Here is a 24,700-nt window from a genome sequence, read left to right as displayed (position 1 = left end):
CTAGGCTCGCAGCATGTCCGGCCGCAGTGATCTCTTCCCTGATCGGGAGCCCAGTCCGGCCGAGCGGTACGCCGCCTCGCGTGCGCGGCAGGCACATCCGGCGTTCGCCGGTTTCGCCGACCTCTACGACTTCGCCCTCGACGACTTCCAGGTGCGCGCCTGCAAGGAGATCGAGGAGGGTCGCGGGGTCCTGGTGGCGGCGCCCACCGGCTCCGGCAAGACGATCGTGGGCGAGTTCGCCATCCACCTCGCCCTCGAGACCGGCCGCAAGGCGTTCTACACCACGCCCATCAAGGCACTGTCCAACCAGAAGTACGCCGACCTGGTGGCCCGCTACGGCGCCGACCAGGTCGGGCTGCTGACGGGAGACAACTCGGTCAACGGCGAGGCGCCGATCGTCGTGATGACGACCGAGGTGCTGCGCAACATGCTCTACGCGGGCTCCCGCACGCTGCTCGGCCTCGGGTTCGTGGTGATGGACGAGGTCCACTACCTCGCCGATCGTGCCCGTGGCGCCGTGTGGGAGGAAGTCATCATCCACCTGCCCGAGTCGGTGACCCTGGTGTCGCTGTCTGCGACCGTCTCGAACGCCGAGGAGTTCGGTGAGTGGCTGGCCACGGTTCGCGGTGAGACCACCACGCTCGTCGAGGAACGACGCCCCGTCCCGCTCTACCAGCACGTGATGGTCGGTCGTCGCCTGCTGGACCTCTTCGCGTCCTCGGACGTGGACGCCGCGGCCGGCTTCGTGAAGGAGGGCGCACCGGTCAACGACGAGCTCCTCAAGATCGCCCGAGACGACTGGGCCGCCACGCGGATCAAGGACCGGCGCTCGCCCAAGGGGCAGCGGGGCCAGCGGGGCAACCAGCGGGGCAACCAGCGGGGTGGCCACCAGGGGGCACAGCGCGGACAGCAGGTCGGCAACGGACGCCGCGTCTGGATCCCGGGTCGCGCCGAGGTCATCGAGCGTCTCGACCACGAGAAGCTCCTGCCCGCGATCGTGTTCATCTTCAGCCGCGCCGCGTGCGACGCGGCGGTCACCCAGTGCCTCAACGCCGGCATCCGGCTGACCAGCGCCGCGGAGCGCGACGAGATCCACGGGTTCGTGGAGTCGGCCTGCCGCGACCTGCCCGCCGAGGACCTGCACGTCCTGGGCTACCACTCGTTCCTCGACGGGCTCTCCCGCGGCCTGGCTGCCCACCACGCCGGCATGCTCCCGGCGTTCAAGCAGGTCGTCGAGGAGCTGTACCTGCGGGGGCTGTGCAAGGTCGTCTTCGCCACCGAGACCCTGGCGCTGGGGATCAACATGCCGGCCCGGACCGTGGTCATCGAGAAGCTGTCGAAGTGGAACGGCGAGACCCACGCCGACATCACCCCGGGGGAGTACACCCAGCTGACCGGGCGCGCCGGACGGCGCGGCCTCGACATCGAGGGCCACGGCGTGGTGCTCTGGCAGCCGGGCATGAATCCCCGCGAGCTCGCCGGCCTCGCCTCGACCCGCACCTACCCGTTGAGGTCCTCCTTCCGGCCGTCGTACAACATGGCGGTGAACCTGGTGCACCAGTTCGGGCGCGCGCGCTCGCGCGAGCTGCTCGAGCAGTCCTTCGCCCAGTTCCAGGCCGACAAGGCGGTCGTCGGGCTGGCTCGTCAGCTCACCAAGAGCGACGACGCTCTCGCGGGGTACGCCGAGGCCGCGACCTGTCATCTGGGCGACTTCATGGAGTACGCCGGCATCCGCCGTCGCGTCGGCGAGGTGGAGAAGTCGGCGTCGCGTGCTCGCCGTACCGACCGTCGCGACGAGGCTGCGGCCTCGCTGCGCGCCCTCAAGCCGGGCGACGTGATCATGGTGCCGGCGGGGAAGTTCTCCGGGTACGCCGTGGTGGTCGACCCAGGGTGGTCGCCGGACGACGAGGGCGGCCCGCGTCCCTACGTCGTGACCGCCGAGCGGCAGGCGAGACGGCTGGCGATGATGGACTTCCCGACACCGGTGGAGGCCGTGACGCGGCTGAAGATCCCGAAGAGCTTCAACGGACGCAACCCGCAGATGCGTCGCGACCTGGCCTCCGCGCTTCGCGAGCGCACGCACAACCTCACCCCGCCCCCGACACGCGCGGGTGCCGGCGGGAGCGGTGTGGGGCTGTCGGACGAAGCCGCCGTCGAGATCGCCACGCTGCGCGAGCAGCAGCGCTCCCACCCGTGCCACGGGTGCTCGGACCGCGAGGATCACGCCCGGTGGGCCGAGCGCTACTTCAAGCTCGACCGTGACGCCCAGACCCTGCGCCGACGCATCGAGCAGCGCACCAACACGGTGGCGCGTCAGTTCGACCGGGTCTGCGACGTCCTGACGAGCCTGGAGTACCTCGACGGCGACGACGTCACCGAGCGCGGCCGCCGGCTGATGCGGCTGTACTCGGACGTGGACCTGCTCGCTGCGGAGGCGTTGCGGCACGGCCTGTGGGACGACCTCTCGCCCGCGGGACTGGCGGCCGCGCTGTCCTCGCTGGTCTACGAGGCGCGGCGCGCGGACGACGTCCGAGCTCCGCGGGTGCCCGGGGGCGGCGTCAAGCAGGCTCTGGACCAGACGCAGCGGCTGTGGGCCGACCTGGACACCCTCGAGCGTGAGCATCGGCTGGACTTCCTGCGCCCGCCCGACGTGGGCATGTCGTGGATCGCCTACCGCTGGGCCGAGGGTGACGACCTCGACGACCTCATCGGTGAGTCGGACATGTCCGCGGGCGACTTCGTGCGCCGGATGAAGCAGTTGCTTGACCTCGCCGGTCAGGTGGCAGACGCGGCGGGCGACACCCCGTTGCGGGCTACTGCTCGCGACGCGGTGCGCGCGATGCGGCGTGGTGTGGTGGCGTACTCGGGGCTGGCCGAGTAGGGGCCCCTGCCGCCGGAGGTGGCGCCGTTTGGTCCCAAACGACAACCCCGGAGGCCGAAAAGTCGTCGTTTGGGACCAAACGGCGACCCCGGGGGAGCCCACGAGGACTCGTCAGCGACTCGACAGCACCGAGACGAGCCGTTCGCTGGGCGACTCCAGGCCCCACCGCTCGGCCAGGGCCAGCACCCGGTCGGGGTCGGCCGGCACGCGGGGCAGGGTCAGGTGGGAGCGGTCCAGGGCGATGTCGCGGGCCACGGCGCAGACCGCGGGCGCCACGGACAGGTAGTCGAGCGACGCCTTGATCTTGCCGCGCGGGCCGGGGCCCATCTCGGAGTCGGGGTCCTGGGCGGCGGTGATGATCGCATCGAGGTCACCGAAGCGTTGCAGCAGCGTGGCCGCCGTCTTCTCGCCCACCCCGGCCACACCCGGGAGCCCGTCCGAGGCATCGCCCCGCATGGCGGCGAAGTCGGCGTACTGTGCTGCGGTGACGCCGTACTTGTCACTGATCCAGTCCTCGGTGACCCGCTCGTGACGCCCCACGCCCTTGCCGATGTAGAGGACCCGTACGTCGCTCTCGTCATCCACCAGCTGGAAGAGGTCCCGGTCTCCGGTGACGACGTCGACGGGCTGACCGGCCCCGGTCGCCAAGGTGCCGATCACGTCGTCGGCCTCGTAGCCGTCGGCGCCGATCACCCGGATCCCGAAGGCGGACAAGGTCTCCAGGATGATCGGGAGCTGAGCCTCGAGCGGGTCGGGCACCTCCTCGACGTCGGGAGCCGCGGCCACCTCCTCGACGACGCGGTGTGCCTTGTAGGACGGGATCAGGTCGACGCGCCACTGCGGGCGCCAGTCGTTGTCCCAGCAGCAGACCAGGTCCGTGGGCTGGTACTCCTCGGTCAGGCGCGCGACATAGCCGAGCAGTCCTCGTACGGCGTTGACGTTGGTGCCGTCGGGAGCGGAGTACTCGGGCACCCCGAAGAAGGCGCGGAAGTACATCGAGGCGGTGTCGAGGAGCATCAGACGTCCGGGTTCACTCACGGCCGCATCCTGCCACGTTGCGGCGAGGCGACCAGGGGGCGACACATCCTCCTGCCCAAGTCGCCGACAGCCGTAGGGTGATCCGGTGACCCCCACACCGCTCGAACCCACGGACCGACGCATCCTCGAGCTCCTCGCCGTGGACGGCCGGATGTCGTTCACCGACCTCGGCAAGGCGACCGGCCTGTCCACCTCGGCCGTTCACCAGCGCGTGAAGCGACTGGAGCAGCGCAAGCTCATCCTGGGCTACGGCGCGACCATCAACCACGACGAGATCGGGTTGCCTCTCACGGCCTTCATCTCGATCCGCCCGATCGACCCCTCCCAGCCCGACGACTCCCCGGAGCGGCTCAGCAGCGTCCCCGAGATCGAGTCGTGCTGGTCGGTGGCCGGCGAGGAGAGCTACATCCTCAAGGTGCGGGTCTCCAAGCCTTCCGACCTCGAGGACCTGCTGGCCCGGGTGCGCGCCGCCGCCAACGTGGCGACGCGCACCGTCATCGTGCTCTCGACGTACTACGAGAACCGGCCCGTCACCGGCGTCTGACCGCGCTGCTCAGTACGCCTGCAGTGCCGCCACCCGTCGTGAGGCCTCGGCCACCTCGGTCGCCTTGAGCGCCGACGAATCGAGGTCGGCGTGCGCCATCCACCACGCCTGCCCCTCGGCGGGCAGGGTGTGGATCGGGTCGTAGTACTCGTAGGTCCGCTCCAGAGCCTCGCCGGCGACGTCGGGTGTGTGCTCGATCGAGGTGCGGTAGTTCTTCGTCCAGTGCGAGATGCCGCGCTCACGGTCGTAGGAGGCGAGTTGGTGCACCCACCGCTTCCCGACGAACGGCACGTCGCACACGATGCGCGGGGTCGCGAACCCGGGCAGGTACCCCATGATGTGGTGCTGGAGTCGCTGGGCGTCACCGACCGAGACCCTCCAGTGCTCCGAGAACGGGATCATGTCGCACATGTAGAAGTAGTAGGGCATCACCTGGGCCCCGTCGAGGAGGCGGAAGCACAGGTCGAGCAGCGCGTGCGGGTCGGCGTTGACCCCGTTGAGCAGCACCCCCTGGTTGCGTACGTCGCGCACCCCGGCCTCCAGCATGGCTCGCGAGGCCTCAGCGACCAGTGGCGTGATCGAGTTGGCGTGGTTGGCGTGGGTGTGGATGGCGAGTGAGACCCCGCGCGAGCGCGCGATGCCGGCCACGCGCTCCATCCCCGTGCGCACCTCGGGCTGGAGCCAGTGCTGCGGGAGTCCGACGAGCGCCTTGGTCGCCAGCCGGATGTCGCGCACGTTCTCGACCTCGAGGAGTCGCGTGAGGAAGTCCTCGAGCCTCTGCCACGGCATGTTCGCCACGTCCCCGCCCGAGACGACCACGTCGCGCACCGACGGCGTACGACGCAGGTAGTCGAGCATCGCGTCGATCCGGTCGGTGGGCTTGGCGGTGAACTTCAGCTTGTCGACGGTCGGGGTCGAGTTGCCGACCAGGTCCATCCGCGTGCAGTGCCCGCAGTACTGCGGGCAGGTCGGCAACAGCTCGGCGAGCACCTTCGTGGGGTAGCGGTGCGTGAGGCCCTCGGCCACCCACATGTCGTGCTCGTGGAGGGAGTCGCGGGTGGCGTGCGGGTGGGAGGACCAGTCGGTCCGCCGGTCGGAGAGGACGGGGATCATGTAGTGCCGCACCGGGTCGGCGTACAGCTCCTCGGTGAACGAGCCCGCTCCACGGGGTGTGGCGTGGGGAAGCATCGTGTTCACCATCTGCGGGGGGACGAGCATCGACATGGTGGCGCGCTCGGCCTGGTCGCGCTCGAGGTCGACGTAGAACCGGTCCTCGACGAGGTCACCCATCAGCTCGCGCAGCTGGCGGACGTTCTTGACGCAGTGCGCGCGCTGCCACTGCACCGAGGCCCACTCGTCCGCGGTGACGTCGGACCAGCCGGGGAACCGCGTCCAGTCGGGCTCGGCGAGCTCGACCCGGCGATAGGGGTAGGGCTGGTCGGACTCAAGGCCGATGGAGGACTCGATGCTCATCTGCGCTCCCGGGGGTGTCGAGGGTGGTGTGGACCACATCCATCACTAGACTACGTGCAGATACTCACGTCAACACGTTGCCACGCAACAGGATTTCCTGTGCGCGGTCGTTGACGAGAAAGGACTTGTCTTCATGAGCGTCTCGACCACCACCGTCTCGGCCGATCCCACGGGGCTGCACCGCGTCCTCGACCGTCCACCAGTGCTGCCCCAGGCGGCCGAGCGGCTGGATCCGGGCGGCGCACTGTGGCCCGACGAGGTGCGGGTACGCGTGGAGCGGCTCAACCTCGATGCCGCCTCCTTCCGCCAGCTCGCGGAGAAGCACACCGTCGCCGGGCGACCTGACGGCGACGCCGTGCGCGCCGAGGTCCTGGCCATCGTGTCGGCCCGCGGCAAGATGCAGAATCCGGTGACCGGCTCCGGTGGGATGCTCGTCGGCACCGTCGAGGAGGTCGGGCCCGAGTCGCCCCTGGGCCTGGTCGTGGGGGACCGGGTGGCCACCCTCGTCTCGCTCACGCTGACGCCGCTGGTGATCGACGACGCGCTGTCCTCCTGGGACGGCCTCACCGAGCAGGTGCCCTGCGCGGGTCATGCCGTGCTGTTCGGGCGATCCATCGCCGCGCGACTCCCCGAGGACCTGCCCGTGGCCCTGAGCCTGTCGGTGATGGACGTCTGCGGCGCCCCGGCGCTGACAGCCCGCGTCGTCGAGGAGTACGTCGAGCGGGGGCGCGCCCCGGTGGTCGCGGTCATCGGGGGAGCCGGGAAGTCGGGCTCGCTCAGCCTCGCCGCCGCTCGGCGCGCCGGAGCGGCCTCCACCATCGGCGTCGTGCCGCACGGGGCGGAGGCCGAGGTCCTGCGCGGAGCCGGCCTGGCCGACCACGTGAGCGTCTCGGACGCACGTGACCCGATCGCCCTGCGCCAGGCGGTCACCAGTGTCGGTGGGCCCGCCGACGTCACCGTGGTGTGCGTCGACGTCCCCGGCTGCGAAGGTGGCGCCGTCCTGGCGACCGCCGAGCGGGGCACGGTGATCTTCTTCTCGATGGCCACCTCGTTCTCCGCCGCGGCCCTCGGCGCTGAGGGCCTGGCCGCCGACGTCCGGATGCTGATCGGCAACGGCTACGTCCCTGGCCACGCCGCCTACGCCCTCGAGCTGCTGCGCAGCGAGGCCGGTGTCCGCGAACTCTTCGAGAGGAGGCTGCATGACTGACCGCACGCGCACCGTCCTGCGGGGCGGCCAGGTGGCCGTCGACCTCGGCGGCGCAGCGGCCACCGCCGTGGGCATCGAGGGCGACCGGATCGCCTTCATCGGCACCGAGGACCAGGCGACCGGCTGGGTGGGCGTCGGCCGGGACGCCCCCGAGGTCGTCGACCTCGAGGGTGGCTGGGTGGCACCGGCCTTCGTGGACAGCCACGTGCACACCGTGCGCAGCGGCTTCGCCCTCACCGGACTCGACCTGACCGGCATCGCGGGCCTGGTGGCCTGCCTCGACGCGGTCGCCGACTTCGCCGTGTCGCATCCCGACGACGCGGTGCTGGTGGGTCAGGGGTGGGACGAGACCTCCTGGCCGGAGTCGCGCCCGCCCACCAGCGCAGAGCTGGAGCGCGCCGCACCCGGACGGCGCACCTACGTGACGCGGGTCGACGGGCACTCCTCGGTCATCTCGCCGGCACTGGCGTCCCTGGTCCCGGGGCTCGAGGGGCTGGCCGGGTGGAGCGATGACGGGCGGGTCGAGCGCGACGCCCACCACGCCGTGCGCAACACCCTGGAGGCGCTGATCGGCGACACCGAACGCCTCGGTGCGGCCCGCGCCGCCTGCCACGCGATGGCGGCCCAGGGGATCGTCAGCTTCCACGAGAACGCCGCGCCCCACATCGGCCCCGAGTCCGAGATCGACCTCGTGCGCCAGGCCGCCGTCGAGACCGGTCTGCACGCCGTCGTCTACTGGGGCGAGCTGATGGCGATCGAGACCGCGCGTCGTCTCGGCGTCGCTGGCCTGGCCGGGGACCTGGTCGCCGACGGCGCGTTCGGCTCCCGTACGGCGGCCCTGGAGCAGCCGTACTCCGACGCGCCCGGCTCCTGCGGCCACGGCTACGTCACCGCCGAGCAGGTCCGTGACCACGTGATCGCGTGCACCCACGCCGGGCTGCAGGCCGGCTTCCACGTCATCGGCGACGGCGCCCTGGAGGAGGTCGCGACCGGCTTCGAGCTGGCCGAGGCCGTGCTGGGAGGGGCTGTCGACGCCGGCCACCGGCTCGAGCACGTCGAGCTTCCCTCACCTCGGGTCCTCGAGGTCATCGACCGGCTCGGCATCGTGTGCAGCGTCCAGCCGATGTTCGACGCACTGTGGGGCGGTCCCACCGACATGTACGCCGCCCGGCTCGGCGAGCGCTGGCGCCGGACGAGTCCCTTCGCGCAGATGCGGCGCCTCGCCTTCGGCTCCGACTCGCCCGTCACGCCCTTGGGGCCGTGGGCCGCGATCCGCGCGGCGGTGCACCCGCACAACCCGGAGCACGCGCTCGTGCCTGCAGTCGCCTTCGCCGCGCACACCGTCGGCGGTTGGGATGCCGCCAACCTGCACGCGGGTGACCTCACCGTCGGGGCGCCCGCTCACCTGGCTGTCTGGGACACCCCCGCCGGGCTGCGTGCCGGCGCCATGCCCGACGTGTCACCGGGAGCTCCGCTGCCAGTCCTGCGCAGGCTCGTCTCGAGCGGTCGGACCATCCACGAAGGAGCGCCCGCATGACCGGCAAGCTCGACCTCGACCCGAGGACGGTGCGCCACGCGCGCAGCCTGGCGCGCAAGGCCGGTCGTCCGATCGTCACGATGGCGAAGAAGCACACCACGGTCTCGGTGGAGCGTGCGACGCTGCGGCTCGCCGGACTCGCCGGCGCCGACGAGGAGGGCACACCGTGGGTCAACCGGCTGGTGGACGTGGTGCGCGCCGACCTCGACGACCAGGGCGGCCTCGAGCACGGCGTCGCGCTTCCCGTCTGGGACGCGCTGCTGCGCGGCGAGGGAGACGACCTCCTCACCCTGGCCCAGAAGGCCGCCGCCGGGACGATCGCCTTCCGCCTTCCCGAGGGCAAGGACGCCACGCGGGCCCGCGCAGCCGCCCGCAAGCGGGTGGACGCGGGGCTGCGGACCGTCGACGCTCGGCGCCGGGAGCGCGAGCGGCTCATCACCCGACATGGCGACGCTCCCCGCCAACCCTGGATCTACCTGATCGTCGCCACGGGGGACATCCACGAGGACATCCCGCAGGCCCAGCAGGCGGCCCGCGAGGGCGCCGACGTGATCGCGGTGATCCGATCCACCGGACAGAGTCTGCTCGACTTCGTGCCCGAGGGAGCCACCCGCGAAGGCTTCGCCGGCACGTACGCGACCCAGGAGAACTTCCGTCTCATGCGGGCCGCCCTGGACGAGTCGAGCAAGGAGCTCGGCCGCTACATCCGCCTGACCAACTATGCGAGCGGGCTGTGCATGCCCGAGATCGCCGCACTGGCGGGGCTGGAGCGCCTCGACATGATGCTCAACGACTCGATGTACGGGATCCTCTTCCGCGACATCAACCCGGTGCGCACCTTCGTCGACCAACGCTTCAGCCGGCAGGTCCATGCGCGCGCGGGGATCATCATCAACACCGGCGAGGACAACTACCTCACCACCGCGGACGCGGTGGAGGCGGCTCACACGGTCACGACGAGCCAGCTCCTCAACGAGTACTTCGCCAAGGAGGCCGGGCTCGAGGACTGGCAGCTCGGGCTGGGCCACGCGTTCGAGATCGACCCGTCCATCCCCGACTCGTTCCGGATGGAGCTCGCGCACGCGCTGCTGGCCAGGGAGATCTTCCCGAAGGCGCCGTTGAAGTGGATGCCTCCGACGCGTCACATGACCGGGGACGTCTTCCGGGGCAACCTGCTCGACGGGTTCTTCAACCTCGCCGGCGCCCTCACCGGCCAGGGCATCCTCTTGGTCGGGATGATGACCGAGGCCGTGGTGACGCCGTGGCTCTCGGACCGTGACGTGGCCCTGCAGAACGTCCGCTACGTGCTCGACGCCGCCGGCTCCCTGCACGAGGACTTCCATCCAGCGCCCGACGGCTTCATCGCCTCCCGGGCGCGCCACGTGCTGGGGGAGTCCATCGCGCTGCTCGACCGCATCGTCGACGACGGCATGCTCGACGCGATCGCCGAGGGCACGTTCGGGTTGATGAAGCGACCCGCCGACGCGGGTCGCGGTCTCGACGGCGTCGCGGTGAAGTCCGACCTCTACTACAACCCGGCCTCCGAGGCACTGGACGCACCACCGGAGGCGGCACGATGAGCGAGGTCCTCGTTCCGTACGGCGACACCCGCGGCGACGGCATGGTGCAGGTGAGCTTCACGCTGCCGATGGCGCACTCCAAGGTCGCCGAGGGTGCCGCGGCCCAGCTGGCCAACAAGATGGGGATGGACCCCGCGCTGGTCGTGCACGCCAAGCCGCTCGGCCCAGACTTCACGTTCTTCGTCGTCTACGGCCGGGTCAACCACGTGGTCGACCCGAGTCAGGTCGTGGTGGTCGAGCGTGACTACCCGTTGCTCAGCCCGAAGGAGGTCAATGCCGCGATCAAGCGTCGCCTCCGCCGCCGGCTGACGGTGGTGGGGGCCTGCATCGGCACGGACGCCCACACGGTGGGGATCGACGCGATCCTCAACATCAAGGGCTTCGCCGGTGAGAAGGGGCTGGAGTACTACCGCGAGCTGAAGGTGGTCAACCTCGGCGCCCAGGTCGCGGTGCCGCAGCTCGTGGAGCGCGCTCGCGCCGAGAGGGCCGACGTGGTGCTGGTCTCGCAGGTCGTCACCCAACGGGACGCGCACCTGCTCAACACCCGAGAGATGTCCGCGGCCTTCCGCGAGTCCTACCCCTCCGACAAGCGGCCCCTCCTCGTGGTGGGCGGTCCCCGCTTCGACGAGAAGATGGCCGACGAGCTCGGTGTCGACCGGATCTTCGGACGCGGTACGACGCCGGGCGAGGTGGCCTCGTTCATCACCAGCCGACTCGCACCTCCCAGGAGCACCACGTGACTGCCGACCATGACCCGTCGCCCACCGGCGACCACCGCGAGGGCACCCGCATCGTGCACCGACGCTACGTCCCCTACTCACACGCCCACTACGCCGGGAACCTGGTCGACGGGGCCTACGGCCTGGGCTTGTTCGGCGACGTGGCCACGGAGCTCTGCGTGCGCACCGACGGCGACGAGGGACTGTTCGCGTCCTACTCGGACGTGCAGTTCTCCGCGCCCGTGCGGGCCGGTGACGTGGTCGAGGTGGAGGCGGTGCTGGTCCGGGCAGGCGCTCGGTCTCGGTTGATCGACTTCGAGCTGCGCGTCGTGGCCCGCGGAGCCGCCACGGAGGCCCACCCCGGCGCCGCCGAGGTGGTCGACCCGCCGATCGCAGCCACCACCGCGCGGGGCACGGTCGTCGTACCCGGCACGACGCCGTCGGCGCAATAGCCCACCCGTCGGCGTTTCGCCGGACGACACGCCGTCAGTAGTGACTAATTCAAGGACTATTTCTTCGCCGGACGGGGCAGCCTGACCTGCGACTTTGCCCATCCTCGCAGGTCAGGGGCTGGTTGACACTCGCGTCCAGCGGCGCAAGTCTGTGCCGTCCGCTCATGCAGGTCGTGGCAAGCGGACCGACGTCCGAGTGGCCGGGGTCGGAGGGGTGTAGCGCCAACATCCTGACGCCGTGGTTCGCGGAGGCCGGTCCGCTCCATGAGAGCGGCACGGGAGGACCCCCCACACCTGAGACAACGACCCCGTCGCGGCAGCCTGTCGCGGACGGCGGACGGCCGAGGGGGCGGCGGGTCCTCCCGGAGCCCTGCAGGGTGGCCAGGCCCCCGGTACCGTTCGGGTGTGCTCGCCCGGACCTTCGTCGCCCTCGTCGCGGGCGCGGCGCTCTCGCTGGCCTTCGAGCCCGTCGCGATCGCCTACCTGATGCCACTCTCGTTGGCAGCGCTCGCCCTGACGACGCGTGACCTGCGGGCCCGCTCCGGGTTCGTGGTCGGCCTCGTGTTCGGGATCGGGTTCTACTTCCCGCACATCTACTGGATGAGCTCCTCCATCGGCGCGGTCGCCTGGATCGCGCTCGCCGGCATCGAGGCCATCTTCCACGGTCTCTTCGGTGCTGCGGCCGCGGTGCTGCACCGCCTTCGGGCCTGGCCCTTCTGGTTGGCCGGTGCCTGGTTGACGATGGAGTTCACCCGCAGCACGTGGCCCTTCAGCGGGATGCCGTGGGGGCGCCTCGGCTTTGGCGTCGTCGACACCCCGCTGGCGCCCACCCTGGCCTACGTCGGCGTCAACGGCGTCTCGCTGATCGTGGCGACCATCGGCTTCATCGTGGCCAGACTGGTCGTCTCGGCCCGTGGGTACGAGCGGCTCTATGCAGCTGTCGGCCTGGTGGGACTGACGTCGGTGGCCGTGGTGCCGTCCGTCGTGCCGTGGACGCTGCCGACTCGTGCCCAGACGACGGTGGCCGCCGTCCAGGGTGACGTGCCCGGCGCCGGCAACGACATCCTCGAGGACTTCCGAGGTGTCACCCAGAACCACGTCGACGCCACCGTCGCGTTGGCCAGGGACGTCGCCGAGGGGCTGCGCCCTCGACCTGACTTCGTGGTGTGGCCGGAGAACTCCACGGCCGTGGACCCGTTCGACGATGCGTCCACCAACGCCCAGATCCAGACCGCGGTGGCCGCGATCGGGGTGCCGATCATGGTCGGTGCCATCGTCGACGACGGGCCCGACCACATCCTCAACCAGGGCATCGTGTGGGACCCCGACACCGGTCCGGGGGAGCGGTACACCAAGCGGCACCCCGTCCCGATGGGGGAGTACATCCCGTTCCGCGGGGTCTTCGAGTGGGCCGGGCTCACCGAGAGCGGTCAGCTGGCCCGCATCGGCCGAGACATGCGCAGCGGCGACCGCGTCACACCGCTCGACGTCGCCGGTGTGGCGGTGGCCGACGCGATCTGCTTCGACATCGCCTACGACGACGGGCTGGCGATCCAGCAGGAGAACGGCGCCGAGCTGCTCACCGTGCAGACGAGCAACGCCAGCTTCATCTTCACCGACCAGATCGAGCAGCAGTTCGCGATGACTCGCGCCCGCGCGGTGGAGAGCGGCAAGTACGTCGTGGTCGCGGCCACCAACGGGGTCTCCGGGGTGATCGCCCCCGACGGCTCCGTGGTCGACCGCACGCAGCGACTGACCCAGGAGGTCCTCGTCGAGACCGTCGACCTGCGCACCGGGCTGACACCCGGGGTCCGGGTCGGTGGCGTCCTTCCGCTGTTGAGCGCGCTGTCGAGCGCCGTTGGGTTGCTGTTGGGGATCCGGGCCTACCGTGGCGCGCTCACCGAGCCGCGCAACGGCTCCCGGACGAGACGACGGACACGACGACGCGATGGACGCGATGGACGCGATGAACTCCACCAGGCCGGCTCCGGCGCCGGAGACCGGTGACCCGGTGTCCCGCACCGTCATGGTCGTGCCGACGTACGACGAGGCCGACAACCTCGCCTGGATCGTACGGCGGCTGCGAGCCGCCCAGCCGCTCGTGGACGTACTGGTGGTCGACGACGAGTCTCCCGACGGGACGGGCCTGATCGCCGACGACCTGGCCGCCAGCGACACGGCGGTCCACGTCCTGCACCGCAGTGCCAAGGGCGGCCTGGGGGCGGCCTACCTGGCGGGCTTCGCCTGGGCGCTCGCCGAGGGCTACGACGTCATCGGCGAGATGGACGCCGACGGCTCGCACCAGCCCGAGCAGCTCGGCAGGCTGATCGACGCCCTGGACGGCGCAGACCTCGTGATCGGATCGCGCTGGGTGCCCGGAGGCTCCGTGGTCAACTGGCCGGTACGTCGTGAGCTGCTCTCGCGCGGCGGCAACCGCTACGTCCGTCTGCTGCTGGGCATCGAGGTGCGCGACGCCACCGCGGGATTCCGGCTCTTCCGCCGCACCACCCTGGAGAAGATCGGGCTGGAGCAGGTGCGCTCCACCGGCTACGTCTTCCAGACCGACCTCGTCTGGCGCACCCTGCACAGCGGGCTGGTGGTGCGCGAGGTCCCGATCGAGTTCGTCGAGCGCGTGCGCGGCGACTCCAAGATGAGCGGGGCCGTGGCGGGCGAGTCGCTGCGGCGGATCACCCAGTGGGGCCTGCGCGAGCGACGCGAGCAGATGCGCCGGGTGCGGGCCCGGCGTCGCCTCCGCCCGGCATCGGCGCACGGCAGCGAACTACAGTAGGACCATGGCTCGTCGTCGACCCGTCGGTTGGTTCCTGCTCATCGCGTTCGTCGTCGTGCCGATCGTCGAGATCTACGTCCTGATCCAGGTCGGTCAGGTGATCGGGCCCTGGTGGACCATCCTGCTGCTCATCGCCGACAGTGCCCTGGGGTCGTGGCTGATCAAGCGCGAGGGCGGTCGGGCCTGGAGGGCGTTGCGCTCGGCGCTGGAGAGCGGCCGGATGCCGGCCGACGAGCTGGCCGACGGCGCCCTGATCCTCATCGGCGGCACCCTGATGCTCAGCCCGGGATTCGTCCTCGACGTGCTCGGGGTCTTCCTGATCCTGCCCTTCACCCGGCCGCTGTTCCGCGGGGTGCTGGCCAAGGTCGTCTCACGCAGGCTCACGGTGTTCGGCCCGATGGGCACCGGACACACAACACGCCCCGGACCCGGGTCCGATGGACCCGTGATCCGGGGCGAGGTGGTCGACGAGTAGTCGAACGAGCGATCAGGCGGTCGCGCGCCGCTTCTTGGAGCGGTGCAGGTGAGCCGGGCCGATCTGACCCCCGCGCAGGAGGTCGAGGCGCTCCTTGAGGATGTCCTCGAGCTCCTTCTCCGAGCGACGTTCGAGCAGCATGTCCCAGTGGGTGCGGACGGGCTTCTCGGCCTTCTCCTCCTTCTGGATGCCGGCGGTGCTGAGGCCCTCGGCCCCGCAGCGCGGACACTCCCAGACGGCAGGGATGTCGGCCTCGACCGACATCGTGATCTCGAACTCGTGTGCCTGTGGGCAGCGGTAGCCGACCTGCTGACGAGCGGCGAACTCGATGCCGCGCTCATCCTCGAAACTCTGGCCTCCGAGCCGTGCGCCACGCAAAGTGCGCTCTGCCATGAGGCACCTCCAAACTGTGTCCGCGTGGTCTGTGGACGGGCGGGTGCGCCCGTACATCTGTCAACGTTACCCACTTCTCCAAGATTCCACGCCTCAGAAGGTTCGTGGCACCTCGTTGCCGGCCTCCCGGATGCCCCGCTCGGCGTCGAGCCGGAGCAGGAACGCGGCTCCGATCGCGAAGAAGGCGATCAGGGCCAGGAGCGCCGGCCGATAGCTCCCGGTGAGCTGGAAGACGATGCCGAACGTCAGCGTGCCCAGCCACGACGTACCGCGCTCGCACGCGTTGTAGAGCGCGAAGTACTCGCCTTCGCGACCTCGGGGGATGAGCAGGCTGAAGAACGAGCGGGCCAGCGCCTGGGTGCCGCCCAGGACCAGGCCGATGCCGATGGCCACCAGCACGAACAGCGGGACGTTCTTCTCCGGCAGGAAGAAGGCCAGCACGACGATGCCGATCCAGGTGAACGTGCCCCACAGGATCGGTTTGTAGCTGCCGTAGCGCGCGGCGATCCGACCGAACAGCAGCGCGCCCCCGAAGGCGACGAACTGGATCAGCAGGATGGTCCCGATGAGCACGCTGGTGTCGAACTTCAGTGTCTTCTCACCGTAGGTGGAGGCGGCGTAGATCACGGTCTGGATGCCGTCGTTGAAGAAGAGGTAGGCCGCCAGGAAGGTCAGCGTCATCGGGTAGTTGCGCAGGTCCTTGAGCGTGCGGAACAGCTGGCCGAAGCTGCGCGAGAGGAGCCCACCCTCGACGGCGACCACGGCGACCGGGGGGCGGTTGCGCAGTCGGAGGAACGGGATCAGCGTGAAGCCCGCCCACCACAGAGCCGCGGAGAGCAACGAGATCCGCACCGCCATCTCGCGGTCGAGACCGAAGAGGTCGTTGCCCTGCACCAGCACGAGGTTGACGAGCAGCAGGGTGCCGCCGCCGAGGTACCCGAAGGCCCATCCCCGCGAGGAGACGTGGTCGCGCTCGTCCTCGGTGGAGATGTCCACGAGGATCGCCGAGTAGCTGACCAGCGAGCATCCGGCCAGGACGCTGCTGAGCACGACGGCGACCGCGCCGATCTGCCACTGGTCGCCGCGAAGGAAGAAGAGCATCGACGCGGACGCCGCCCCGGCCCAGGCGAAGCCCGCCATGTGGAGCTTCTTGCGGGCCGAGCGGTCCACGATCGCGCCGACGACCGGGAGGACGAAGGCGCTGGTGATGGTCGCGAAGCTGGTCAGGTAGAACGGCAGCGATCCGGGAGACACCGCGATCCCCAACAGGCTCAAGGTGCGGGTGCAGCCCTCGACCTCGTCACCACACCCGGCAGCCCGGCCGGCGACGGTGGCCATGTAGGGCGCGAAGAGCACGCTGAGGACGGTGGTGAAGTAGGCCGAGTTGGCCCAGTCGTACCAGTACCACGCCCTCTGCTCGCGCGACCGGCTCAACGGCTCCAGGTCGGCGACGGGCAGGGGGTCTCGCGGTCCAGCGGTCATGTCGTGGTCTCCCTCCACCGGCCGTCCTCGACGAGGACGGCCTTCAACACGTCCGTGCGATCGGTGAACAGTCCGTCGGCACCTCGGTCGACCAGCTGTCGGATCTCGTCGGGGGTGTCGATGGTCCACACGTGGACGTGCTTGCCCACCGCGTGCGCACGCCGTACGAGTCTGGGGGACGTGACCCGCAGTCCGTGGCGGAAGTGCGGAATCTGCAGGGCGTCGCAGCCGGCCGTCGCGCGTCGTACGGCGGCGAGGCCGGGCGCAGCCAGGACGGCGCCGACCTCGGCGGGGGTGGCAGACGTGGCCACGCGGCCCCGCACCAGCCGCCGGAACTCGCGCATCCGGGGGGTGGAGAACGAGCCGACGAGCACCCGGTCCCACGCGCCGCGCGCGGTGATGAAGTCGGCCAGGGCTCGCGGCGACCCCTCGGACTTCAGGTCGATGTTGAAGCGGGCCCGCGGGAGCGCGTCGAAGAGGTCCTCCAGACGCGGGATCTCCTCCCGGCCGGCCACCCGCACCTCACGCACGTGCGCGTACGGCAGGCGCCAGATGCTGCCGGACTGGTCGGTCAGGCGGTCGAGCTCGTCGTCGTGGAAGGCCATCAGGACGCCGTCCGAGGTGACCTGGGCGTCGGTCTCCAGGTAGTCGTAGCCCAGGGAGACGGCGTGCTCGAACGCGGCGAGGGTGTTCTCCAGGCCGGCGATCTCGGGCGGCGATCCGCCCCGATGGGCCATCGCCAGCACGGAGCCGGGCTGGTCGAGCACCGCATCGAGGTAGGGGCGCCCGGTGCGCGGGGACGTCACGGATCAGATGTCCCTGAACGTCTCGATGTTGGCACCGAGGGTGTTGAGGCGCTCGGCGAGGTCCTCGTAGCCGCGGTGGATCACGTAGGTGCCTCGGAGCACCGAGGTGCCCTTGGAGGCGAGCATCGCGAGCAGGATGACCACGGCCGGTCGCAGGGCCGGGGGGCAGATCAGCTCGGCTCCGGAGAACGAGGTCGGCCCCTCGATCATCACGCGGTGCGGGTCCAGGAGCTTGACCTGGCCTCCCAGCTTGGTCAGCTCGGTGAGGTAGATGGCGCGATTCTCGTAGACCCAGTCGTGCAGGAACGTCTGGCCCTCCGCCACGGCCGCGATCACGGCGAAGAACGGGAGGTTGTCGATGTTGAGCCCCGGGAACGGCATCGGGTGGATCTTGTCCAGCGGCGCGTGCAGCTGCGAGGGCCGCGTCTCGATGTCCACCAGACGGGTGTGGCCGTTGAGGGCGACGTACTCCTCCGACTGGTGGTACTGCAGGCCCATCTCGGAGAGCACCGCGAGCTCGATCTCCAGGAACTCGATCGGGGCCCGCCGGATGGTGATCGACGACTTGGTGACGATCGCGGCGGCCAGCAGCGACATCGCCTCGATTGGGTCCTCGCTCGGGGCGTAGTCGACGTCCACGTCGATGGTCTCCACACCCGTCACGCGCAGGGTCGTGGTGCCGACACCCTCGATGCTCACCCCGAGCTTCTGCAGGTAGAAGCAGAGGTCCTGGACCATGTAGTTGGACGAGGCGTTGCGGATGGTGGTGGTGCCGGCGTGCAGCGCCGCGGCCATCAGGGCGTTCTCGGTGACGGTGTCACCGCGCTCGGTGAGCACGATCGGACGTCCCGGCTCGATGGCCCGGTTGACCTGCGCGTGGTACATCCCGTCGGTCGCCTTGACCTCGAGGCCGAACGGCCGCAGGGCCGACATGTGCGGCTCCACGGTGCGGGTGCCGAGGTTGCAGCCGCCGGCGTAGGGCAGGTCGAAGGCGTCGGCGCGGTGCAGCAGGGGCCCGAGGAACATGATCACCGAGCGCGTACGGCGGGCCGCGGCCTCGTCGATCCGGCTGAGGTCGAGGTCCTTGGGCGGGACGATCTCGAGGTCGTTGTCGTCGTTGAGCCACTTGGTCTGCACACCGAGGCTCTCGAGGACCTCGAGCAGCCGGTTGACCTCCTCGATCCGGGCGACCTTGCGCAGCGTCGTGCGGCCCCGGTTGAGCAGGGAGGCACACAACAGCGCCACGCCTGCGTTCTTGGACGTCTTGACGTCGATCGATCCCGACAGGGTCGTCGGGCCCTGGATCCGCAGGTGCGTCGGACCGGCACCGACCGCCACGATCTCGGAGTCCACCGCAGCGCCGATCCGAGCCAGCATCTCCAGCGAGAGGTTCTGGTGACCCTTCTCGATGCGGTTGATCGCACTCTGGCTGGTGGAGAGTCGCTCGGCGAGCTGGGACTGGGTTAACCCACGGTGCTTGCGCGCATCGCGGATGAGGTTGCCGATCCGGCCCTTGTAGTCATCAGACATGACGAAAACGTAACTCATATATGAGTTATTCGGCGATCCCGGGCCGTCCTGACAGGATCACGTCCATGCTGGCAACCACGATCCACGGCACCCGCGACATCCGCTTCGGCGACGTCGCCGACCCGACTCTCGAGGCTCCCACCGACGCGATCGTCAAGGTGACGGCCGGGTGCATCTGCGGGTCCGACCTCTGGCCCTACCGGGGCGAGAGCCCGATCACCGCTGGCGCGACCATCGGCCACGAGTGTGTGGGCGTCGTGGAGGAGGTCGGCTCGGACGTGTCGTCCTTCAAGGCGGGCGACTTTGTCGTCGTGCCCTTCGACCACTGCGACAACACGTGCGCCCACTGCCGGGCCGGCGTGCAGTCTGCCTGCGTGAACCTCGGCATGACCAGCAGTGGCCAGGGTGAGTACGCCCGCGTCGCCCAGGCCGACGGCAGCCTCGTCGCGACGCACGGTGTGCCGGACGCCTCGATGATCCCTTCCCTGTTGGCCCTCTCCGACGTGATGCCGACCGGCTGGCACGCTGCGGTCTCCGCGGGGGTCCGCGAGGGCGGCACGGTCGTGGTGGTCGGTGACGGGGCGGTCGGCCTGTGCGGTGTCCTCGCGGCCGCCACGATGGGTGCGGAGAAGGTGATCGCCATGTCGCGCCACGAGCCGCGTCAGCAGATCGCGACCTCGTTCGGCGCCACCCACATCGTGGCCGAGCGCGGCAAGGAGGGCGCGGCGGCCGTCAAGGAGATCACCGGGGGAGTGGGCGCCGACGCGGTGCTCGAGTGCGTCGGAACCGATCAGTCGATGGGGACCGCCTTCGCGGTGGCTCGCCCTGGCGCGACCGTGGGATTCGTAGGGGTGCCGCACGGAGTCGAGCTGCCGGTGCGTCGCATGTTCCAGAAGAACGTCGGTCTGGCCGGCGGCATGGCACCGGTCCGACGCTACCTGCCCGAGCTCCTCGAGCTGGTGACCCAGGGGCGCATCGACCCGGGCCTCGTCTTCGACCTGACCCTGCCCCTGGCGCAGGTGGCCGAGGGTTACACCGCGATGGACGAGCGCCGCGCCATCAAGGTGCTGCTGGAGCCCTGAGCCGCGAGCGACAGCTCGTCGGGCCGGCAGCGGCAGGTCTCCGAGCACGCGAGGAACGTGTGTCGGGCGTGCCCGCACCGGGCGCAGGGCATGTCGTGCGAGAGGTGGAGGCGCGTGGCCTCGGGAGCGGTGTCGAACACGAGAGTCTCCTGGTCGGGTGTGACCCGACCGTAGGCTCGTGCGCACCCGATCCGACGCCGATTCGCGCAGGATGGCCCGAGATGACTAGGCGGTCTGGCCGAGTGGCCAGGAGCGGGGGAGCCTGGTCAGGCGCGGGGGAGCCGCACGATGAACGAGCTCCCCTGACCGACCTGCGAGGCGACCTCGATGCTGCCACCGTGTCGCTGGACCACACGACGCACGATGGGGAGCCCCAGTCCGCTTCCCGGCTTGGCCCTGGCCCCGGGGCTCGAGGACCGGTCGAACTCGTCGAAGATCGAGGACATGTCCTGCGCCCTGATGCCCATCCCGGTGTCGGTGCAGCGGAACTCGACGTGCTGGGCGTCCTGCCTGACGCTGAGGGAGACCACGTCCCCCTCGCCGCTGTACTTGATCGCGTTGGACACCAGGTTGAGCACCATCCGGTCCAGCTCTGAGCCCTCGCTGCGCACCTGGACGCCCGCCTCGACAGCGCTCAGGTCGAGCCGCACGCCCTGGCGATTCGCCCCCTGAGCCTCGAGCGTGGCCACCTCGGCGACGACCTCGGACAGGTCCACGGTGACGCGGTCGAGCTCGACGACCGGCTCACGCAGCCGGGTGAGGGTGAGGAGGTCGTCGACCAGGGTCTGCATCCGGTCGGCTCCACGAGCGATGGCCTCGTGCGCCCGGCTCGTCAGGTCGGGCTCTTCCCGGGCGAGCTCCAGGTTGCCCATCACCACCGAGAGCGGGTTCTTGAGCTCGTGGATGATCGTGGTGACCACCCGGTCCTTGTACTCGTCCAGCTCTTCGAGACGCGCCATCAGCTCCTGCTCGCGAGCCCGCAGCCGCGCCGAGCTGATCACTCGTCCCAGCTCACGCCCGACGTCCAGGGCGGCCGCCTCCTCCGCCTCGGTCCAACCACCACCCGTACGGCGGTTCAGCGCGATGTAGCCCAGGCACTGATCGGCCACGCCCAGCGGCACCAGGACAACCTGGTCGTCGCCCAGGGACTGCAGCCACGACAGCACCGAGGTGAGGACCTCCCGCTCGAGCAGGTCGGCGCCGTCGTCGGGCCTGCACCGCGAGACCGACAGGATCCGGCCCGCCTGCCAGCACGTGGAGGCGATCTCCTCCACCCCGGCAAGCAACAGCTCGACCGATCCGGCGGCGTCGTGCGAGGCCTCGGAGCTGATCGCGGCGCGCAGGTCGTCCACCAGGCCGGACGGCAGGTTCACCGCCTCCCAGGCCCCGCTCGCCTCGGCGAACAGACGGATCCACACCTGGGTAGCGCGGAAGCCGCCCTCCAGAGCAGGCCGCGAGGCGGAGAGGATGTGCTCGAGGTCGTCGTAGCCGGCGGCGGCCTGCACGACGGCGTGGGTCGCGGCGGACAGGCGCAGCCTCTCCGCGAGACGCTCGCGCTCCCGGGCGTGATGGATCGCCAGACCGATCTGCACGGCGTACATCTCGAGGATGCTGCACAGGACGGCACCGGGACGCCGGCCGTCGCGGGGCAGGTCGACGCTGAGGATTCCCAGCAGCTGACCATCCGGCGCGCGCAACGGCGCGTACAGGGCATCGCCGGGGAGCCAGGCGTGCGCTTCCTCGAGCGGTGGCTCCGAGGTCGCCCAGGAAGCCATCGCGGGATCGTGGACGATGCTGCCCTCAGGGACGAAGGCGAGCTGTCCCCAGACCTCACCGGCCTCGACCTCGGACAGGAGCGCGTCGCGGCTGTTGCGGGTGCCGATGAGTGCCTCGTGCGGTGGTCCGAGCACCGTGACTGCCTCGAACTCGTCCTGGTCGGTGAGCATGTTGACCACGACGGCGTCGAACCCGATGACGTCGATGACGCCCTGTGCCGCGGTGTGGAGGACATCGACCAGGTCACGCGCCGAGTTCACCAGCATCGTGATCCGGTGGAGCTCGCGCAGAGCCGTCAGCTCCGGCGTCTCGTACTCACCGTTCACGCGTGACCCCCAGACCTGGTTGTCCGCCGAGACTAGTGCCTCCTCGGGCAACCGGATCGACGTGATGGGAGGACGGCGTCGCTACGGGCCCGTGGCCGCCCTGATTCTGCTGATCCTCATGCTCGACGACCCGACCGCGTTCCTCGCCCGCATCGAGCTCTGGCGCGGTACGACGGACGCGGCGATGGCCCGACAGGCCCATCGCTCACACCAGCCTGATCCCGAGCGTCAGTAGGGTGTGCCCGTGCATGCCGCAGACAGCCACGACCTGATCCGCGTGCAGGGCGCGCGGGAGAACAACCTCAAGGACATCAGCGTCGAGATCCCCAAACGCCGGCTGACGGTGTTCACCGGTGTCTCCGGCTCGGGCAAGAGCTCGTTGGTCTTCGGCACGATCGCGGCGGAGTCGCAGCGCCTGATCAACGAGACGTACAGCGCTTTCGTCCAGGGCTTCATGCCGACTCTGGCGCGTCCCGAGGTCGATCTGCTCGACGGGCTCACGACCGCGATCATCGTCGACCAGGAGCGGCTCGGCTCCAACCCGCGCTCCACGGTCGGCACCGTCACCGACACCAACGCGATGCTGCGGATCCTGTTCAGCCGGCTCGGCGACCCCCGGATCGGGCCACCCAACGCCTACTCGTTCAACGTGCCGTCGGTGACGGCCAGCGGTGCCATCACCGTGGATCGGGGCGAGGGGAGGACCCGCACCGAGAAGGCGACCTTCCATCGGCTCGGAGGCATGTGCTCGCGCTGCGAGGGGCGTGGCTCGGTGTCCGACTTCGACCTCACGGCGCTGTACGACGAGAGCCTGACGATCAACGAGGGCGCGCTGACGATCCCTGGCTGGTCGATGGAAGGCTGGCAGGGACGGATCCTGCGCGGCTGCGGCTACTTCGACTGCGACAAGCCGATCAAGAAGTTCACCAAGCGCGAGTTGCAGGACCTGCTGCACCGGGAGCCGACGAAGATCAAGGTCGACGGCATCAACCTCACCTACGCGGGTCTGATCCCCACGATCCAGAAGTCGTTCCTGGCCAAGGACGTCGACGCGATGCAGCCCCACATCCGTGCCTTCGTGGAGCGGGCGGTGGTCTTCACCGCCTGCCCGGAGTGCCAGGGGACGCGGCTCGGCCCCGAGGCCCGCTCCTCGCGCATCGGCGAGCTCAACATCGCGGATGCCTGCGCGATGCAGATCAGCGACCTGGCGTCGTGGGTGCGTGAGCTGGACGAGCCGTCGGTCGCCCCGTTGCTGGGGGCGCTGGGGGAGACCCTCGACTCCTTCGTCGAGATCGGCCTCGGCTACCTCTCGCTCGACCGGCCCTCGGGGACGCTGTCCGGAGGAGAGGCGCAGCGCACCAAGATGATCCGGCACCTGGGCTCGTCGCTCACCGACGTCACCTACGTCTTCGACGAGCCCACGATCGGGCTGCACCCGCACGACATCGACCAGATGAACGGCCTGCTGCGTCGACTGCGCGACAAGGGCAACACGGTGCTGGTCGTCGAGCACAAGCCGGAGACGATCGCGGTGGCCGACCACGTGATCGACCTCGGGCCACGCGCCGGCACCGCTGGTGGAGAGATCGTCTTCGAGGGCACCGTCGAGGGGCTGCGGGGGAGCGACACGCTCACCGGTCGCCACCTCGACGACCGGGTGTCGCTGAAGGGCTCGGTGCGTACGGCGAGCGAGGTGCTGGAGGTGCGCGGCGCCGAGGCCCACAACCTGCAGTCGATCGACGTGGATGTCCCCCTGGGCGTGCTCACGGTCGTGACCGGCGTCGCCGGGTCCGGCAAGTCGACGCTGATCCACGACTCGGTCTCCGGACGCGACGGTGTCGTGGCGGTCGACCAGACGGCCATCAGGGGGTCGCGGCGCAGCAACCCCGCGACGTACACGGGGTTGTTGGAGCCGATCCGCAAGGCCTTCGCCAAGGAGAACGGGGTCAAGCCCGGACTCTTCAGCGCCAACTCCGACGGCGCCTGTCCGACCTGCAACGGGGCCGGGGTGATCTACACCGACCTGGCGATGATGGCCGGGGTCGCCTCGACCTGCGAGGACTGCGGGGGGCGGCGCTTCCAGGCGGCCGTCCTGGAGTTCACCTTCGGTGGTCGCGACATCGCCGAGGTGCTGGCGATGCCGGTGGCCGAGGCGGAGGAGTTCTTCCGCGAGGGCGACGCCAGGCTCCCCGCCGCCCACAGGATCCTCGAGCGCCTCGTCGATGTCGGACTCGGTTATGTCAGCCTGGGTCAGCCGCTGACGACCCTGTCCGGGGGCGAGCGGCAGCGACTGCGGCTCGCCACCCACATGGGCGGCAAGGAGCGGATCCTCGTGCTCGACGAACCCACCACAGGCCTGCACCTCGCCGACGTCGAGCACCTGCTCGGCCTGCTCGACCGCCTCGTCGACTCCGGGATGTCGGTGATCGTGATCGAGCACCACCAGGCCGTGATGGCGCACGCCGACTGGATCATCGACCTCGGGCCCGGCGCCGGCCACGACGGTGGCCGGATCGTCTTCGAGGGCACTCCGGCCGAGCTCGTCGCCGCGAGCTCGACGCTGACCGGGAAGCACCTGGCGGCGTACGTCGCGTGACGTGAGGCCACGGGA

General features: G+C 70.2%; 20 protein-coding genes. 13 read left to right on the top strand and 7 right to left on the bottom strand.

Features of this window, described 5'->3' with window-relative positions; all coding sequences use genetic code 11:
* Positions 1-13 precede the first annotated feature (13 nt).
* Complete coding sequence (locus tag Q1K33_RS05530; RefSeq protein ID WP_300401489.1) at positions 14-2,881, top strand: DEAD/DEAH box helicase; 2,868 nt, start codon at positions 14-16, stop codon at positions 2,879-2,881.
* A gap of 111 nt (positions 2,882-2,992) precedes the next feature.
* Here Q1K33_RS05530 and Q1K33_RS05525 read toward each other — a convergent pair whose 3' ends face one another.
* Positions 2,993-3,919 (bottom strand): 5'-3' exonuclease, encoded by a 927-nt coding sequence (locus tag Q1K33_RS05525; RefSeq protein WP_363319635.1) that lies wholly within the window; start codon positions 3,917-3,919, stop codon positions 2,993-2,995.
* Between the two features lie 85 nt (positions 3,920-4,004).
* On the opposite strand from Q1K33_RS05525, the gene Q1K33_RS05520 reads away from it, so the two are divergent.
* The gene (locus Q1K33_RS05520) at positions 4,005-4,463 is read left to right on the top strand and encodes an Lrp/AsnC family transcriptional regulator (protein WP_300401487.1); all 459 of its coding nucleotides are present in this window, start codon (positions 4,005-4,007) and stop codon (positions 4,461-4,463) included.
* Positions 4,464-4,472: 9 nt separating this feature from the next.
* On the opposite strand, the gene Q1K33_RS05515 is transcribed toward Q1K33_RS05520, so the two are convergent.
* Positions 4,473-5,936 carry a lysine 2,3-aminomutase gene (locus Q1K33_RS05515; protein ID WP_300401485.1) on the bottom strand — a complete coding sequence of 488 codons (1,464 nt, stop codon included), beginning with the start codon at positions 5,934-5,936 and terminating at the stop codon, positions 4,473-4,475.
* Between the two features lie 133 nt (positions 5,937-6,069).
* On the opposite strand from Q1K33_RS05515, the gene Q1K33_RS05510 reads away from it, so the two are divergent.
* The 8 genes from Q1K33_RS05510 to Q1K33_RS05475 all read left to right on the top strand — a co-directional run bounded on the left by Q1K33_RS05510 (position 6,070) and on the right by Q1K33_RS05475 (position 14,694).
* Positions 6,070-7,143, top strand: a complete 1,074-nt coding sequence (locus Q1K33_RS05510) for an L-erythro-3,5-diaminohexanoate dehydrogenase (RefSeq protein WP_300401483.1) — start codon at positions 6,070-6,072, stop codon at positions 7,141-7,143.
* Positions 7,136-8,680, top strand: coding sequence for an amidohydrolase family protein (locus tag Q1K33_RS05505; RefSeq protein WP_300401481.1), 1,545 nt, complete (start codon positions 7,136-7,138; stop codon positions 8,678-8,680). Before Q1K33_RS05510 ends, Q1K33_RS05505 begins: the two co-directional genes overlap by 8 nt.
* The gene (locus Q1K33_RS05500) at positions 8,677-10,260 is read left to right on the top strand and encodes a lysine 5,6-aminomutase subunit alpha (RefSeq protein WP_300401479.1); all 1,584 of its coding nucleotides are present in this window, start codon (positions 8,677-8,679) and stop codon (positions 10,258-10,260) included. Before Q1K33_RS05505 ends, Q1K33_RS05500 begins: the two co-directional genes overlap by 4 nt.
* Positions 10,257-11,000: an OAM dimerization domain-containing protein gene (locus Q1K33_RS05495; RefSeq protein ID WP_300401477.1), complete on the top strand. Its 744-nt coding sequence runs from the start codon at positions 10,257-10,259 to the stop codon at positions 10,998-11,000. The genes Q1K33_RS05500 and Q1K33_RS05495 overlap by 4 nt, the downstream gene beginning before the upstream one ends.
* Positions 10,997-11,431: a hotdog fold domain-containing protein gene (locus tag Q1K33_RS05490; RefSeq protein ID WP_300401475.1), complete on the top strand. Its 435-nt coding sequence runs from the start codon at positions 10,997-10,999 to the stop codon at positions 11,429-11,431. Before Q1K33_RS05495 ends, Q1K33_RS05490 begins: the two co-directional genes overlap by 4 nt.
* 405 nt (positions 11,432-11,836) lie before the next feature.
* Positions 11,837-13,438 carry an apolipoprotein N-acyltransferase gene (gene lnt / locus Q1K33_RS05485; protein ID WP_300401473.1) on the top strand — a complete coding sequence of 534 codons (1,602 nt, stop codon included), beginning with the start codon at positions 11,837-11,839 and terminating at the stop codon, positions 13,436-13,438.
* Positions 13,389-14,219 carry a polyprenol monophosphomannose synthase gene (locus tag Q1K33_RS05480; protein WP_300401542.1) on the top strand — a complete coding sequence of 277 codons (831 nt, stop codon included), beginning with the start codon at positions 13,389-13,391 and terminating at the stop codon, positions 14,217-14,219. Before lnt ends, Q1K33_RS05480 begins: the two co-directional genes overlap by 50 nt.
* Before the next feature lie 4 nt (positions 14,220-14,223).
* The gene (locus Q1K33_RS05475) at positions 14,224-14,694 is read left to right on the top strand and encodes an FxsA family protein (protein WP_300401471.1); all 471 of its coding nucleotides are present in this window, start codon (positions 14,224-14,226) and stop codon (positions 14,692-14,694) included.
* Between the two features lie 12 nt (positions 14,695-14,706).
* On the opposite strand, the gene Q1K33_RS05470 is transcribed toward Q1K33_RS05475, so the two are convergent.
* The 4 genes from Q1K33_RS05470 to Q1K33_RS05455 form a co-directional block, all read right to left on the bottom strand.
* The gene (locus tag Q1K33_RS05470) at positions 14,707-15,087 is read right to left on the bottom strand and encodes an RNA polymerase-binding protein RbpA (protein WP_300401469.1); all 381 of its coding nucleotides are present in this window, start codon (positions 15,085-15,087) and stop codon (positions 14,707-14,709) included.
* A 93-nt stretch (positions 15,088-15,180) separates the two neighbouring features.
* Positions 15,181-16,569, bottom strand: coding sequence for an MFS transporter (locus Q1K33_RS05465; protein ID WP_300401467.1), 1,389 nt, complete (start codon positions 16,567-16,569; stop codon positions 15,181-15,183).
* Positions 16,566-17,375: a glycerophosphodiester phosphodiesterase gene (locus Q1K33_RS05460; RefSeq protein ID WP_300401465.1), complete on the bottom strand. Its 810-nt coding sequence runs from the start codon at positions 17,373-17,375 to the stop codon at positions 16,566-16,568. Before Q1K33_RS05460 ends, Q1K33_RS05465 begins: the two co-directional genes overlap by 4 nt.
* A 3-nt stretch (positions 17,376-17,378) precedes the next feature.
* A complete protein-coding gene (locus tag Q1K33_RS05455) occupies positions 17,379-18,905 on the bottom strand; it encodes a UDP-N-acetylglucosamine 1-carboxyvinyltransferase (RefSeq protein ID WP_300401463.1) in 1,527 nt (508 codons plus the stop codon).
* Between the two features lie 65 nt (positions 18,906-18,970).
* Between Q1K33_RS05455 and Q1K33_RS05450 the strand changes: the two genes are divergently transcribed.
* Positions 18,971-19,987, top strand: a complete 1,017-nt coding sequence (locus tag Q1K33_RS05450) for a zinc-dependent alcohol dehydrogenase family protein (protein WP_300401461.1) — start codon at positions 18,971-18,973, stop codon at positions 19,985-19,987.
* A 266-nt stretch (positions 19,988-20,253) separates the two neighbouring features.
* On the opposite strand, the gene Q1K33_RS05445 is transcribed toward Q1K33_RS05450, so the two are convergent.
* Positions 20,254-22,089, bottom strand: a complete 1,836-nt coding sequence (locus Q1K33_RS05445; protein ID WP_300401459.1) for a HAMP domain-containing sensor histidine kinase — start codon at positions 22,087-22,089, stop codon at positions 20,254-20,256.
* A gap of 19 nt (positions 22,090-22,108) precedes the next feature.
* Here Q1K33_RS05445 and Q1K33_RS05440 point away from each other — a divergent pair, with 19 nt between their 5' ends.
* Together Q1K33_RS05440 and Q1K33_RS05435 are read left to right on the top strand one after the other, a co-directional pair.
* A complete protein-coding gene (locus tag Q1K33_RS05440) occupies positions 22,109-22,324 on the top strand; it encodes a hypothetical protein (protein WP_300401457.1) in 216 nt (71 codons plus the stop codon).
* 3 nt (positions 22,325-22,327) lie between these two features.
* Positions 22,328-24,685: an excinuclease ABC subunit UvrA gene (locus Q1K33_RS05435; RefSeq protein WP_300401455.1), complete on the top strand. Its 2,358-nt coding sequence runs from the start codon at positions 22,328-22,330 to the stop codon at positions 24,683-24,685.
* The last annotated feature ends 15 nt before the right edge of the window (positions 24,686-24,700 follow it).

Source organism: Nocardioides sp. (genome assembly GCF_029937575.1).
Classification (GTDB): Bacteria; Actinomycetota; Actinomycetes; order Propionibacteriales; family Nocardioidaceae; genus Nocardioides.
The sequence above is the reverse complement of the archived record's forward strand: the minus strand, read 5'-3'. Positions and strand labels throughout refer to the sequence as shown.